Below are 13909 nucleotides of genomic sequence, written 5' to 3' on the forward strand. Positions count from 1 at the left end.
CATGCAAAGCAAAGCGATTCTTGGCCACGAAGACGTTACCCGCATCCTCGCCGCAGCACGCGCCGAGGCGCAGAAGAACAACTGGGCGGTGGGCATTGCCGTGGTCGACGACGGCGGTCATCTGCTGGCGTTCGAACGCCTGGACGGCGCCGCCGCCAGCACCGCCTACATCGCACCGGGCAAGGCGCGTACCTCGGCCCTGGGGCGCAAGGAATCGGTGGTGTTCGAAGAGATGGTCAACAACGGACGTACCGCGTTCCTGTCGGGTAACCTCATGACGTGCCTGGAAGGTGCCGTGCCGCTGATCCACGAAGGCCAGGTCATCGGTGCGGTCGGCGTGTCCGGAGTCAAGCCCGGTGAGGACGCGCAGGTCGCCAAGGCCGGCGCCGCTGCCCTGGTCTGAATTCCCGCCCCCGTATTCGAGGAGACTGCAATGAAGCACCGCATGAGAGCCCAGCGTCTGCAGGTCGACGCCACCCTGTACGATTTCATCGAGAACGAAGTACTGCCTGGCAGCGGGCTGGAGTCCGAAGCGTTCTGGACCGGCTTCGACGCTCTGGTCCATGAATTCGCACCGCAGAACCGCGTGTTGCTGGCCGAACGCGACCGTTTGCAGACCGAACTGGACAACTGGCACCGTGCCCACCCCGGACCGATCCAGGACCCGGCTGCCTACCGCAGCTTCCTGCAGTCCATCGGCTACCTGCTGCCACAGCCCGACCGCGTAGAAATCAGCACCTGCGATGTCGATGACGAGATCGCCCGGGTGGCCGGCCCGCAACTGGTGGTGCCGTCGACCAATGCCCGCTATGCCCTGAACGCGGCGAACGCTCGTTGGGGCTCGCTGTACGACGCGCTGTATGGCACCGACGCGATTCCCGAAAGCGACGGCGCGACCAAGGGCCAAGGCTACAACCAGGTTCGCGGCGACCGCGTGATTGCCTTCGCCCGCGCCCTGCTCGACCAGAGCACCCCGCTGGCCAACGGATCGCACCGCGATGCCAACGGCTACCGGATCGAGGGTGGCCAGTTGCAGGTGAGTCTGACCGACGGCAGCGTCAGCGCCTTGGCCGATCCAGCTCAGTTCGTCGGCTATCAAGGCGATGCGCAGCAACCGGTTGCCGTGCTGCTCAAGCACCATGGCCTGCACATCGAGATCCAGATCGACGCGACCTCGCCGATCGGCCGTACCGACGCGGCGGGTGTGAAGGACCTGCTGCTCGAAGCGGCCCTGTCGACCATCATCGACTGCGAAGACTCGGTGGCGGCGGTGGACGCCAGCGACAAGGTGGCGATCTACCGCAACTGGCTGGGCCTGATGCGCGGCGATCTGACCGAGCAATTGGAGAAAGGCGGCCAGCGCATCACCCGCCGGCTCAATCCGGACCGTCAGTACCACACGCCGGCCGGCGGCGGGTTGACCCTGCACGGCCGTTCGCTGCTGTTGATCCGCAACGTCGGGCACTTGATGACCAATCCGGCGATCCTCGACGATGAAGGCCGCGAGATCCCCGAGGGCATTCTGGACGGCGTGGTCACCAGCCTGATCGGACGCTACGACCTGGAGCGCAAGGGCAACTCGCGCACCGGCAGCCTTTACATCGTCAAGCCGAAGATGCACGGCCCGGCCGAGGTGGCCTTCGCGGACAAGCTGTTCGCCGCCATCGAAGACCTGCTCGAGCTTTCGCGCAATACCCTGAAGATCGGCATCATGGACGAGGAGCGCCGCACCTCGGTGAACCTCAAAGCCTGCATTGGCGCAGCATCGACCCGCGTGGCGTTCATCAACACCGGCTTCCTCGACCGCACCGGCGACGAGATCCACAGCGCCATGCAGGCCGGGCCGATGATGCGCAAGGGTGACATGAAGGGCAGTGCCTGGATTGCCGCGTACGAGCGTAACAACATGCTCACCGGGCTGGCGTGCGGCTTGCGCGGCAAGGCGCAGATCGGCAAGGGCATGTGGGCGATGCCCGACCTGATGGCCGACATGCTGGTGCAGAAGATCGGCCACCCCAAGGCCGGTGCGAACACCGCGTGGGTGCCCTCGCCCACTGCGGCCACGTTGCACGCCCTGCACTATCACCAGGTGAACGTCAGCGAGGTGCAGCAGACCCTGGAACAGATCGACGCAGCAGGCGAGCACGACGCTCTGCTGGACAACCTGCTGACCATCCCGGTGGTGGCCAATGCGCAATGGAGCGCCGACGAGATCCGTCAGGAACTGGACAACAATGCCCAAGGCTTGCTGGGCTATGTGGTGCGTTGGGTCGAACAGGGCATCGGTTGCTCCAAGGTGCCGGACATCCACGACGTCGGGCTGATGGAAGACCGCGCAACCCTGCGTATTTCCAGCCAGCACCTGGCCAACTGGCTGCTGCACGGCGTGGTCAGCCGCGAGCAGATCGTCGAAACCCTGGAGCGCATGGCCAAGGTGGTCGACCAGCAGAATGCCGGTGATCCGTCGTACCGGCCCATGGCGGCGGATTTCCAGGCATCGGTGGCGTTCACTGCCGCCAGTGCGCTGGTGTTCCAGGGCTGCGAGCAGCCCAGTGGCTACACCGAGCCGTTGCTGCACCGGTTCCGCCTGGCATTCAAGAACGCCCAGGCGTGACATCGGCCGGGATGGGAAGGTTGTCGCCGACCTGTCCCGGCACTGCTGCGGCGGTTTCCCGCTTGCTGTAGTATCGCGTTCCGAATGAGAATCATCCGCGAACGCAATCATCATGAATCCTTCCTCTCCTCGCTTGCTGGTGGTCGATGACCACCGCAAGATCCGCGAGCCGCTGGCCATCTACCTGCGCCGCTTCGGTTTCGACGTGCGCACCACCGAAGACGCTGCCGGCATGTGGGCGCTGCTCAAGCAGGACGTGTTCGACGTACTGATCCTCGATGTGATGCTGCCCGACGGCGATGGGTTCGAGCTGTGTCGCGCGCTGGCGCACAAGTCCACGGCGGCGGTCATCCTGTTGACCGCGCGCGATGCCTGCGCCGACCGCGTTCAGGGCCTGGATGCCGGTGCCGATGACTACGTGGTCAAGCCCTTCGAGCCGCGTGAACTGGTAGCGCGCATCCACAGCGTGCTGCGCCGGCGTGGCACCTTGGGCACAACGGTGACGGCCGTGCCGGCAGCCCTGCCAGCGCCCTTGCGCTGCTACCACTTCGCCGACCTGAGCTTTCGCAGCGGCTGCAACACACTGACCCGCCGAGACCGCAGCGAGGTGCGCTTGAGCACCGTGGAGGGCCGCTTGCTGGAAGTCTTCCTGGATCATCCCAATACCGTGCTGGGTCGCGAACGCTTGATCGAGCTGACCTCGCGCCCCGGCAGCGACCTGTTCGATCGCGCCATCGACCGGCAGATCAGCCGCCTGCGCCGCAAGCTGGACGACAGCGCCCTGCAGCCTCTGTTGCTGCAAACGGTGTGGGGTGGCGGCTATCGCCTGGCGGCCAACGTCGCCCAGCAGCCGGCATGAGGGGGCTGTGCAAAGCATGGCCTCAGACCATGGCGCGCCAACTGGCGGTCCTGCTGCTGCTGGCACTGCTGGCGTCCAACCTGATTGCCGTACTGCTGCTGCAACGCACCGGTTCGCTGGTGCACCCGCTGTCGCGCACGCTGGTGGTCGAGCGGCTGGCCAGCGCCTACCACGCCGCCCGCGATCTGCCCCCTGACGCTGCGCAGCACTTGCTCGAGGCCATGACCACTGCCGATACACGTTTCTGGATCGCCCCCGACGCCGAGGTGCAGCCGTTCGTCATGCACAGTGAAGAACAGCGCCTGGCCACGGCCGTACGCCAGCGTCTGGGGTTGCAGCAAGACACCGTGGTCGTCCTGCAACTGGAACGGCGCAATGGCGGCCCGGCCCGTGAGCACCTGTTCAAGCGCGCCGGTTGGGAGGCGCTGCGCCTGCGCAGCTCGATAAGCCTGCCCAACGGTGCACAGCTCAATGCCGAGCAGGCACCGGCCGGTGCCTATGAGTGGGGCCGACTGCTGGCCTACAGCGTGCCGGTCAGCACCATCCCGGTATTGTTGATCGTGGCTTTCTTCATGCGCCGGGTGGTCGCGCCCGTCAAGCGCCTGGCGCTGGCCACCGAGCGGGTCAGCCGTGGCGAATGGATCACGCCGCTGCCGCTGTCCGGCCCGCGCGAGGCCCGCGAACTGACACTGGCGTTCAATGTGATGCAGGCGCGGATCGCCCGTCATGTCGAAGGCCGCACGCGCATGCTGGCCGCCCTCAGCCACGACCTCAACACGCCCATCACCGAGCTGCGCCTGCAGGTCGAGTTGCTGGAAGACCCTACCCTGCGCGGAGACATGCTCGATAGCCTCGACGAGTTGCGGGCGATGGTCAGTGAAACGCTGAATTTCGTGCGCGGCGATGCGGTGCAGGAGGCTACTACCGAGGTGTCGCTGAGTGATTTGCTGGAAGACCTGGCGCGGCGCTACCAGACCTTGGGCACGCCCGTCGAGTGGGCGGGCTCGCCCCCCATGACGTGTCGCTGCCGGCCACTGGCGTTGAAGCGCGCCCTGACCAACCTGATCGACAACGCCTTGCGCCATGGCGGCGATGCGCAATTGCGCCTGTACCGCGAAGATGCGGGCGGACTGTGCATCGAGATCCGCGACCACGGGCCGGGGATCGACGCTGCCTGGTTGCAACAGGTGTTCGAGCCGTTCGTGCAACTGGGCAAAGGCGGTGCCGACCCCAGCCAGGGAGGCGGGTTGGGCCTGGGCCTGGCGATTGCCCGCGCCTGCGTGCAGGCCCACGGCGGGGAACTGTTACTGGAAAACCGCGCACCGGGCCTGGCAGCCCTGGTGCGCCTGCCAGTCTGAACGTCGGCGGGTATCAGAAGCGCAGCGTGGTACCCATCCAGAAGGTCCGACCGTAATTGACCGTGCCGTAGGTGTCGTCGTCCAGGCGCTTGTCGGCGACGTTGTACACCGCGGCCTTGAGGGTGATGTCGCGGGTCAGCTCGTACGAGCCGCCGACGTCGGCGGTGGTATAGGCCGGCGCAGGTTCGCCGCTCAAGGTAGTGCCGTATTCCTGCCCGTAGTAGTTGACTGACGCCCAGGCCTGGGCGCGGTCAGACAGGGTCCAGTCGGCGCTGATATTGGCCTTGTGCTCGGGTGTCAGCGACAGCGGTGCGCCGGCATTGCTGCCGCTCTTCTGCTCCGAGTCGGTGTAGGTGTAGTTGCCCTTCAGCGCCACCGCGCGGGTGATGTCCCAGCGTCCGTTGAGCTCGGCACCGGTGATCGTCGCTTCATCGACGTTGATGCGGTCCTGGACGATGTAGCCGTTCCAGCGCCGCGCGGTGTTTTCCGTGGACAGTTTGTCCTTGAAGACATTATGGAACACCGTGGCCCCGGCCGACAGGTCGTTGCGATTGGACCACAGCGCCGACAGCTCGTAGTTGGTGCTGGTTTCCGGCTTGAGGTCCGGGTTGCCGAGATTGACGTAGGTGTTGCGGCGAATGGTGGCGTAGCCGGGCACCACGGCGCGAATCTCCGGTGCCTGGAAGCCGCGCGCTACGCCACCTTTGAACGTCCAGTCCGGGGTGGCGCGCCATACTCCGTAGATCCGTGGGCTGACGTGGGTGCCGTATTGCTCGTGCTCGTCCACCCGGGCACCGGTGGTCAGGGCAAAATCGTCGGTCACCGACCATTCGTTCTCGGCGAACAGCGCTTTCTGGGTCACCGAAAACTCGTAGTCGCGGCCGTCCATCAAGCCCTGGTTCCAGTCGGTCAGCTTGGCGCGGTTCCATTGCAACCCGGTGGTGGTGATGTTGTAGGCCGTAGGGATGACCAGCTTGGCATCGAGCACAGTGTTTTCCACCACTGGCTTGCGTCCGAGAATCTCCGGCTGGTTGGCCGCCGCCTTGCCTTCGCGGCTGGCCTTTTCATAGGCCAGGGACACGTCCGAGGTGGCCCAGCCCCAGCGGCCCTGGTGCGAAAGGGAATAGTGATCGCGGTTGTTTTCCTGCTCGCGGGTGGCCCAGTTGACGCTGGTACCGTCGCCGTTCTTCAGGCGCGTGGCGCCACCTTCCAGGAGAATGTCGTGATCCTCGGTGGGCGTGAAGGCCAGGCGTGCGGTGAGGTCCTTGTGGTCGGCCTTGGTGAAACCGTTGGTGAGTTCCACGTCGTCATCGGCCTGGCGGTCGAGGTAACGGCCCCAGACCTGCACGCCTAGGTATTTCTCCACCAGCGGGCCGTTGAGGTAGAACTGGGTCTGCCGCGAATTGCCCTGGTCGCTGTGCTGACGCGCGGCGTAATCGTAGGAAACCGAGCCGCCCCACTGCGTGGAGACCTTGCGGATGATGATGTTGATCACGCCGCCGATGGCGTCCGAGCCGTACAGCGAAGACATTGGTCCGCGGACCACTTCGATGCGCTCGATGGCTTCGGCCGGTGGGACGAAACTCTGCTCGTAGCCACGGTTGCCGTTGACCCGGGTTTCACGGCTGCTCTGGCGTTTGCCATCGACCAGAATCAGGGTGTAGTCCGGTGGCATGCCGCGGATGGAGATATCGGTTTCATTGGCGCTGCCATTGACGACCACCCCCTCGATGTTGCGCACGGCGTCGCCGAGGTCGTTGTAGGATTTTTTGCGCAGTTCATCGCCGGTGATGATGGTGACGGAGGCCGGGGCGTCCTCCACGCTTTGCTCGAAGCCTGATGCTGTGACCACGACCTCGTCGAGGACGGTCGGTGCAGCCAGTTCGATCGGTTCGGCTTGCGCCAGCCCGGCAGCGGCCAGGGCGATCATTGCGGCCAAGGGCCGCAAGGAAAGTGGAGGATGCATGGAACTTCCCTACGATTCTGTTGTAAAAGCGAATCGTATGCATCCTCAGGCGCGAAGGTTGGACAAGGTGTGACAGGGCAGGATTTGCGGTGTCAGGGCTGGCCGAGCGGTCAGCCGAACAGCCAGTAACCTAGCGCCGTCAGCACCACCACTGCCAGCACCGGGCGCAGCACGCGGTAGGCCTTGGGATTGGCTCGCTTGAACTGCTTGACCTTGCCGCTGAAGCGATCGCTGAAGGTCTTGCTCCAGGCATAGGCCTGGTTGATGCCGCCCACGCGTTCGTCGTCCAGGTTCTGCGGTGCGGTGGCACGTCCCAGAAAGGCGCTCACGCGCTTGTTCAGGCTCGCCATGAAGCGGTTGCTCAGCGGCCGTTCGATGTCGCAGAACAGGATGACCCGGGTGTGCTCGGTTTCGTTCTTGACCCAATGCACGTAGGTTTCGTCGAACATCACGTCGTCGCCATCGCGCCAGGCGTACTCCTCACCGTCCACGAAAATGCGGCAGGCATCGGAGTTTGGCGTCGACAGGCCCAAGTGGTAGCGCAGCGAACCGGCGAAGGGGTCGCGATGCGGGTTCAGATGGCTGCCGCCGGGCAACAGGGCGAACATGGCGCCTTTGACGTTGGGAATGCTGTTGACCAGTTCGACGGTGCGCGGGCACAGCGTGTTTGCCGACGGCAGGGACTTGTCGTACCACTTGAGGTAGAAACGCTTCCAGCCTTTCTTGAAGAACGAGCCGAAACCGGCATCGTTGTTCTTTTCGGCGGCGCGGATGTAGCCCTCGTCGAACAGGTGCATGGCCTCGTCGCGGATGACCTGCCAGTTATCCTTGAGCACATCCAGCTCCGGGAACTTGCTGCGGTCCAGATAGGGCTTGGACGGTACGCTGGAGAACAGGTACATCAAGGCGTTGTAGGGGGCGAACAGAGCCGAATGGTTGACGAACTGGCGCAACACCGGCAGACGCGCCTTGCCCCGCAGGTGCACGTAGAGCGTGCTGCCGATGAACAGCAGCAACACGGCAGCCTTGGCGGCGAAGGAAAGGGTCATGGAGCGGATCCTCGAGTGGGCAGTGCGTCATGATAAACCCTGGTGGCCCGACTGGAAATGAAAGGCGTTGGACGGTGGTCGGGCTGCGCGAAGGGAGCGCGGTGTGTAAGGGGTACCGCGGCGCGGCTTTCGCGGCCGCGGACCGCTCCCACAGAAAGCCAGCCGGACCCGTGGGAGCGGTCATCGGCCGCGAAGGCGTCAGCCGTCACACCAGAGCGATCAAGCCTGCAGCTCGGTCTCGGTGAACAGGTCGCTGAACAGCATGCTCGACAGATAACGTTCGCCCGAATCGGGCAGGATCACCACGATGGTCTTGCCCTGCATTTCCGGCTTTTCCGCCAGCTTGGCCGCAGCCGCCATCGCCGCGCCACAGGAAATACCGCAGAGGATGCCCTCCTCCTGCATCAGGCGCCGCGCCATGGCCTTGGCTTCGTCGTCACTGACCAGCTCGACCCGATCCACCAGCGACAGGTCGAGGTTTTTCGGAATGAAGCCGGCGCCGATGCCCTGGATCTTGTGGGGTGCCGGGCTGATTTCCTGGCCAGCCATGGCCTGGGTAATGATCGGCGAGCCCAGCGGCTCGACCGCAACGCTGAGGATCGACTTGCCCTGCACCTGCTTGATGTAACGCGAGATACCGGTGATGGTACCGCCGGTACCCACGCCCGCCACCAGCACGTCGACGGCGCCGTCGGTGTCGTTCCAGATCTCCGGCCCGGTGGTCTTCTCATGAATCGCCGGATTGGCCGGGTTGTCGAACTGCTGGGGCATGAAATACAGCTCGGGATCACTGGCGACGATCTCCCCTGCCTTTTCGATGGCGCCCTTCATGCCCCTGGCCGGCTCGGTCAGCACCAGTTCGGCACCCAGCGCCTTGAGCACCTTGCGGCGCTCCAGGCTCATGGACGCGGGCATGGTCAGCATGAGCTTGTAGCCGCGCGCAGCGGCCACGAATGCCAGGCCGATGCCGGTATTGCCCGACGTCGGCTCGACGATGGTCATGCCCGGCTTGAGCTTGCCCGAGCTTTCAGCGTCCCAGATCATGCTCGCGCCAATGCGGCACTTGACCGAGTAACCGGGGTTGCGCCCCTCGATCTTGGCCAGCAGGGTCACCCCGCGCGGGCCGATGCGGTTGATCTGCACCAACGGCGTATTGCCGATGGAATGGGCGTTGTCGGCGTAAATGCGGCTCATGGCGTAAGGGTCCTTGTGCTGCAGCAGGAAAAATCCAAGGTTAAGCCCGCGATGGGGGCGAGTCCAGCGAACGGATGAGACTGTGGACAGTCAATCGCTAACTATCGTTCTGGAGAGTCTGCCATGAAACGTCGCTACAGCTGGCCGCTATGGACCGTGACCGGCCTGGTCGTATTGGTGCTGGGGCTGCACATCGCCCTGCCCTATCTGGTGCGCGACTACCTGAACGACAAGCTGGCCGACATGGGCGACTACAAGGGCCGCGTCAGCGATGTGGACCTGGCCTGGTGGCGCGGCGCCTATCAGATCAACGGCCTGCAGATCGTCAAGACCTCCGGCAAAGTGCCCGTACCGCTGCTCGACGCACCGGTGATCGACATCGCGGTGAGCTGGCACGCCCTGTGGAACAAGCATGCTGTGGTCGCACATGTGGAATTCCTGCGCCCCGAGCTCAACTTCGTCGACGGCGGCGCCAACAAGCAGGCCACCCAGACCGGTGCCGGCACCGACTGGCGCGACCAGATGAACAAGCTGCTGCCGATCACCTTGAACGAAGTGCGGGTCAACGATGGCAAGATCAGCTTCCGCAATTTCTCGTCCAAACCGCAGGTCAACCTCAGCGCCACCCAGGTCAACGCCAGCCTGTACAACCTGACCAATGTCGAGGACCTCGAAGGCAAGCGCGATGCGCGTTTCGAAGGCCGCGCCAAGCTGTTCGGCCAGGCCCCCATTGAAAGCACGGCTACGTTCGATCCGTTCAGCAACTTCGAAGACTTCGAATTCCGCTTGCGCGCCACCGGCATCGAGTTGCGTCGGCTCAACGATTTCTCGGGTGCCTATGGCAAGTTCGATTTCAACGCCGGCAGTGGTGACATCGTGATCGAGGCCGACGCCGACAACGCCCGCCTGAGCGGTTACATCAAACCGCTGTTGCACAATGTCGACGTGTTCAACTGGCAACAGGACGTCGAGAACAAGGACAAGGGTTTCTTCCGTTCCATCTGGGAGGCCGTGGTCGGTGGGACCGAGACGGTGCTCAAGAACCAGTCGCAGAACCAGTTCGCGACCCGGGTCGAACTCAGCGGCAATGTGCATCGTCAGGACATCAGCCCATTGCAGGCGTTCTGGCAGATCTTGCGCAACGGATTCGTGCAGGCTTTCAATGCACGCTATGAACAAGCGCCGCCCAAGCAGGAATGATGTGAGTGGCCCGGCCGACGTCTTCGCGGGCAGAGACCCGCTCCCACAAGGTTGGCTCGGACCTTGTGGGAGCGGGTCTCTGCCCGCGAAGAGGCCCTACCTGACACACCACAAACACCTTACCGCGCTATATAGTCGGCCACTACTTTTGATCACCGAGGACAGCCCCATGAAGTTCGAAGGCACTCCCGCCTATGTCGCCACCGACGACCTCAAGCTGGCGGTCAATGCCGCGATCACCCTGCAACGACCCCTGCTGGTCAAGGGCGAACCGGGCACTGGCAAAACCATGCTGGCCGAACAACTGGCCGAGTCGTTCGGCGCGCGCCTGATCACCTGGCACATCAAATCCACGACCAAGGCCCACCAGGGGCTGTACGAGTACGATGCGGTCAGCCGCCTGCGCGACTCGCAACTGGGTGTGGACAAGGTCCACGATGTGCGCAACTACCTGAAGAAAGGCAAGCTGTGGGAGGCGTTCGAGGCGGACGAGCGGGTCATCCTGCTGATCGATGAAATCGACAAGGCCGACATCGAGTTCCCCAACGACCTGCTGCAGGAACTCGACAAGATGGAGTTCTATGTCTACGAGACCAACGAAACCATCAAGGCCCGTCACCGCCCGATCATCATCATTACCTCCAACAACGAAAAGGAGCTGCCCGACGCATTCCTGCGTCGCTGCTTCTTCCACTACATCGCCTTTCCCGACCGCACGACCCTGCAACGCATCGTCGACGTGCACTACCCCGACATCAAGAAAACCCTGGTGGCCGAAGCCCTGGACGTGTTCTTCGATGTGCGCAAGGTGCCCGGTTTGAAAAAGAAGCCTTCCACCTCCGAGCTGGTCGACTGGCTAAAGCTGCTGATGGCCGACAACATTGGCGAAGCCGTGCTGCGCGAGCGTGATCCGACCAAGGCCATTCCACCGCTGGCCGGTGCACTGGTCAAGAATGAACAGGACGTGCAATTGCTCGAACGCCTGGCGTTCATGAGCCGGCGCGGCAATCGCTGATCCCCTTTTTCGACTGCGAGGGCGTGCGCCATGCTGCTCAACCTGTTCAATGAAATGCGCGCGGCCAAGGTACCGGTGTCACTGCGTGAGCTGCTCGACCTGATCAATGCCCTGGAACAGCGGGTGACGTTCGCCGACATGGACGAATTCTACTTTCTGGCGAGGACAATCCTGGTCAAGGACGAACGTCATTTCGACAAGTTCGACCGGGCATTTTCAGCCTACTTCAATGGTCTGCAGAACCTCGATCAACACCTCGAAGCGCTGATCCCGGAAGAATGGCTGCGCAAGGAGTTCGAGCGCTCGCTGAGCGCCGAGGAGCGCGCGCAGATCCAGTCCCTGGGCGGCCTGGACAAACTGATCGAAGCCTTCAAGCAGCGCCTGGAAGAACAGAAAGGCCGGCATGCCGGCGGCAGCAAGTGGATCGGCACCGGCGGCACCAGTCCGTTCGGCTCGGGTGGCTATCACCCCGAGGGCATTCGCGTGGGCGATGCCGGCGAGCGCCAGGGCAAGGCGGTGAAGGTGTGGGACCAGCGCGAGTACCGCAACCTGGACGACGGTGTGGAACTGGGTACGCGCAACATCAAGGTGGCACTGCGTCGATTGCGTAAGTTCGCCCGGCAAGGGGCGGCCGAAGAGCTGGACATCGACGGCACCATCGATCACACCGCACGCGATGGCGGGCTGCTCAACATCCAGTTGCGTCCCGAGCGGCGCAACAACGTGAAGCTGTTGCTGCTGTTCGATATCGGCGGTTCGATGGACGCCCACGTGAAGGTCTGCGAGGAGCTGTTCTCGGCCTGCCGTACCGAGTTCAAGCACCTCGAGTATTTCTACTTCCACAACTGTGTCTACGAGACGGTCTGGAAGGACAACCAGCGGCGCAACGCCGAGCGCATCAGCACCCACGACCTGCTGCACAAGTACGGCCCCGACTACAAGGTGGTGTTCATCGGCGATGCGGCGATGGCACCTTACGAGATCACTCATCCGGGCGGCAGCGTCGAGCACTGGAACGAGGAAGCGGGGCTGGTGTGGTTGCAGCGGTTCATGCAGACCTACCGCAAACTGATCTGGATCAATCCCTACCCCGAGAGCACCTGGGGGTACACGGCGTCGACGCACATCATTCGCGATCTGGTGGAACAGCGGATGTACCCGCTGACCCTGAGTGGCCTGGAAGACGGGATGCGCTACTTGGCCAAGTGAGAGGTATTGCGTGAGGTTGTTCGCGGCCACTGACCGCTCCTACGGTGAAGGTAGGAGCACGCTCTAGCGTTCGCGGCGTACCAGAGGCTCGTCCACCGGTTTGGCGCGGCGACGGCCGAACCACAGGGTCCAGCCGATGAACAGGATGATGCATTCCACCACCCAGGCCAACAGCAGGGCACAGGCGATGCCCCAGGCAATTGCCTCAGGCGCCAGCAGCACCTGATAGCTGTAGCCATTCAAGGTTTCCTCGCGCAATTGCGGATCGGCCTTGGCCAGCACATGCCAGGCTTTGGCATACCAGGGCCCTTGCAGCGCTAGCCACTCGCGTTCCAGCAACTGATTGCGGGCCAGCAGTGCGCCGATGCTGTCGGCGTCGCTGCGGAACACCGGGTCCTCGCTGGCACGGTAGTGCGCCACCAGCGCCTGCAGGTCGCCATTGAAGAAGCGCTGCGCGGTCTCGCTGAAACCACGCAGGCTCTGCTGCGCTTCGAGCCGATGGGCCTCGACCCGCTGGCTGTAGTCGTTGATCAGGCCGGGCACTTGCACACCCACCAGCAGGCCGACGGCAAACAGCACAAGTCGCAGGTAGCTTCGCAGCATGAACGTCCTCTCAGTCAAAGGTGGCAGGGCCACGGTGGGGTGTCAGGCAGGCTGCGCCTGTCCAGTGGCCACGCACTCGCCCTGGCGCCACAGGCCCCAGTTGCCGGGCGCGTAGCGGTTCCAGGTTTCGTTCTCGGTCAGCGGCTCGGTGGCGATCACCGTCACCACATCGTCGGGCGTGGTCTCGGCCTGGAAATCGACGATCACGTCCACGTCTTTGAGGCGTGCCGGACCGAAAGGTGCCCGCCGGGTGATGTGCACCAGCTTGGTCGAACAGAAGCAGAACAGCCAGTCGCCATCGCTGAGCAGGCAGTTGAATACACCCTGGCCACGGTACTGCTCGCAGGCCTGCACCAGAATAGGCAGCAGGCGCTCGAACTCGACCGGTTCGGGAAAGGATTCGCGGACGCGGTTGAGCAGGTCGCAGAACGCCGCTTCGCTGTCGGTATCACCCACCGGACGATAGAAATCGGCGCGCGGGTCGAAATCGGCCAACTGGCCATTGTGGGCGAAGCACCAGTTGCGTCCCCACAGCTCACGCACGAAGGGGTGAGTATTGGCCAGGCAGACCTTGCCGACGTTGGCCTGGCGAATGTGGCCGATGACCACTTCGCTCTTGATCGGATAGCGCTGCACCAGCTGCGCCACTTCCGACTCGCTGCTGGCGGTCGGGTCCTGAAACAGGCGCAGGCCGCGGCCCTCATAGAAGGCGATACCCCAGCCGTCGCGGTGGGGGCCGGTTCGGCCGCCGCGCTGCATCAGGCCCGTGAAGCTGAAAACGATATCGGTCGGTACGTTGGCACTCATGCCCAGAAGTTCACACATGCACGGTACTCGAGACG

Annotated in this window: 12 protein-coding genes; 7 read left to right on the forward strand and 5 right to left on the reverse strand. The window is 63.7% G+C overall.

The features are described from left to right. The first annotated feature begins 1 nt into the window (after position 1). The 4 genes from IFT98_RS09790 (at position 2) to IFT98_RS09805 (ending at position 4831) form a co-directional block, all read left to right on the forward strand. A complete protein-coding gene (locus IFT98_RS09790; RefSeq protein ID WP_122714292.1) occupies positions 2-403 on the forward strand; it encodes a heme-binding protein in 402 nt (133 codons plus the stop codon). A 30-nt stretch (positions 404-433) separates the two neighbouring features. Beyond that, positions 434-2614, forward strand: a complete 2181-nt coding sequence (locus IFT98_RS09795) for a malate synthase G (RefSeq protein ID WP_192048312.1) — start codon at positions 434-436, stop codon at positions 2612-2614. A gap of 112 nt (positions 2615-2726) precedes the next feature. Further along, positions 2727-3473 carry a response regulator transcription factor gene (locus IFT98_RS09800; protein WP_192048314.1) on the forward strand — a complete coding sequence of 249 codons (747 nt, stop codon included), beginning with the start codon at positions 2727-2729 and terminating at the stop codon, positions 3471-3473. Between the two features lie 29 nt (positions 3474-3502). Next, positions 3503-4831: an ATP-binding protein gene (locus IFT98_RS09805; RefSeq protein ID WP_192048316.1), complete on the forward strand. Its 1329-nt coding sequence runs from the start codon at positions 3503-3505 to the stop codon at positions 4829-4831. Positions 4832-4844: 13 nt separating this feature from the next. On the opposite strand, the gene IFT98_RS09810 is transcribed toward IFT98_RS09805, so the two are convergent. The 3 genes from IFT98_RS09810 to cysK all read right to left on the reverse strand — a co-directional run bounded on the left by IFT98_RS09810 (position 4845) and on the right by cysK (position 9040). Then, the gene (locus tag IFT98_RS09810) at positions 4845-6797 is read right to left on the reverse strand and encodes a TonB-dependent receptor domain-containing protein (protein WP_192048318.1); all 1953 of its coding nucleotides are present in this window, start codon (positions 6795-6797) and stop codon (positions 4845-4847) included. Positions 6798-6907: 110 nt separating this feature from the next. Continuing rightward, positions 6908-7846 carry an aspartyl/asparaginyl beta-hydroxylase domain-containing protein gene (locus IFT98_RS09815; RefSeq protein WP_192048320.1) on the reverse strand — a complete coding sequence of 313 codons (939 nt, stop codon included), beginning with the start codon at positions 7844-7846 and terminating at the stop codon, positions 6908-6910. Positions 7847-8065: 219 nt separating this feature from the next. Beyond that, on the reverse strand, positions 8066-9040 hold the full coding sequence (gene cysK, locus IFT98_RS09820; protein ID WP_192048322.1) for a cysteine synthase A: 975 nt from the start codon (positions 9038-9040) through the stop codon (positions 8066-8068). A gap of 123 nt (positions 9041-9163) precedes the next feature. Between cysK and IFT98_RS09825 the strand changes: the two genes are divergently transcribed. From IFT98_RS09825 to IFT98_RS09835, 3 genes are all read left to right on the forward strand, one after another. Beyond that, the gene (locus IFT98_RS09825; RefSeq protein WP_192048324.1) at positions 9164-10240 is read left to right on the forward strand and encodes a DUF748 domain-containing protein; all 1077 of its coding nucleotides are present in this window, start codon (positions 9164-9166) and stop codon (positions 10238-10240) included. A 169-nt stretch (positions 10241-10409) separates the two neighbouring features. After that, positions 10410-11255, forward strand: coding sequence for an AAA family ATPase (locus IFT98_RS09830; RefSeq protein ID WP_056844259.1), 846 nt, complete (start codon positions 10410-10412; stop codon positions 11253-11255). Between the two features lie 30 nt (positions 11256-11285). After that, positions 11286-12464, forward strand: coding sequence for a vWA domain-containing protein (locus IFT98_RS09835; protein WP_192048325.1), 1179 nt, complete (start codon positions 11286-11288; stop codon positions 12462-12464). Between the two features lie 63 nt (positions 12465-12527). On the opposite strand, the gene IFT98_RS09840 is transcribed toward IFT98_RS09835, so the two are convergent. Together IFT98_RS09840 and IFT98_RS09845 are read right to left on the reverse strand one after the other, a co-directional pair. Continuing rightward, entirely contained in the window at positions 12528-13067 is a 540-nt protein-coding gene (locus IFT98_RS09840; protein WP_192048327.1) for a DUF2937 family protein, read from the reverse strand. A gap of 42 nt (positions 13068-13109) precedes the next feature. Beyond that, positions 13110-13892, reverse strand: a complete 783-nt coding sequence (locus tag IFT98_RS09845; protein WP_122795224.1) for a class II glutamine amidotransferase — start codon at positions 13890-13892, stop codon at positions 13110-13112. Positions 13893-13909 lie beyond the last annotated feature (17 nt).

Origin of the sequence: Pseudomonas sp. CFBP 8770 (genome assembly GCF_014841705.1) — a bacterium.
In the GTDB taxonomy this organism is placed as follows: Bacteria; Pseudomonadota; Gammaproteobacteria; order Pseudomonadales; family Pseudomonadaceae; genus Aquipseudomonas.

Bases quoted from the DNA above. Each gene is read 5' to 3' on its own strand.
- IFT98_RS09790 (WP_122714292.1), top strand. From the start codon at position 2: ATGCAAAGCAAAGCGATTCTTGGCCACGAAGACGTTACCCGCATCCTC.
- IFT98_RS09795 (WP_192048312.1), top strand. From the start codon at position 434: ATGAAGCACCGCATGAGAGCCCAGCGTCTGCAGGTCGACGCCACCCTG.
- IFT98_RS09800 (WP_192048314.1), top strand. From the start codon at position 2,727: ATGAATCCTTCCTCTCCTCGCTTGCTGGTGGTCGATGACCACCGCAAG.
- IFT98_RS09805 (WP_192048316.1), top strand. From the start codon at position 3,503: ATGGCGCGCCAACTGGCGGTCCTGCTGCTGCTGGCACTGCTGGCGTCC.
- IFT98_RS09810 (WP_192048318.1), bottom strand. From the start codon at position 6,797: ATGCATCCTCCACTTTCCTTGCGGCCCTTGGCCGCAATGATCGCCCTG.
- IFT98_RS09815 (WP_192048320.1), bottom strand. From the start codon at position 7,846: ATGACCCTTTCCTTCGCCGCCAAGGCTGCCGTGTTGCTGCTGTTCATC.
- cysK (WP_192048322.1), bottom strand. From the start codon at position 9,040: ATGAGCCGCATTTACGCCGACAACGCCCATTCCATCGGCAATACGCCG.
- IFT98_RS09825 (WP_192048324.1), top strand. From the start codon at position 9,164: ATGAAACGTCGCTACAGCTGGCCGCTATGGACCGTGACCGGCCTGGTC.
- IFT98_RS09830 (WP_056844259.1), top strand. From the start codon at position 10,410: ATGAAGTTCGAAGGCACTCCCGCCTATGTCGCCACCGACGACCTCAAG.
- IFT98_RS09835 (WP_192048325.1), top strand. From the start codon at position 11,286: ATGCTGCTCAACCTGTTCAATGAAATGCGCGCGGCCAAGGTACCGGTG.
- IFT98_RS09840 (WP_192048327.1), bottom strand. From the start codon at position 13,067: ATGCTGCGAAGCTACCTGCGACTTGTGCTGTTTGCCGTCGGCCTGCTG.
- IFT98_RS09845 (WP_122795224.1), bottom strand. From the start codon at position 13,892: ATGTGTGAACTTCTGGGCATGAGTGCCAACGTACCGACCGATATCGTT.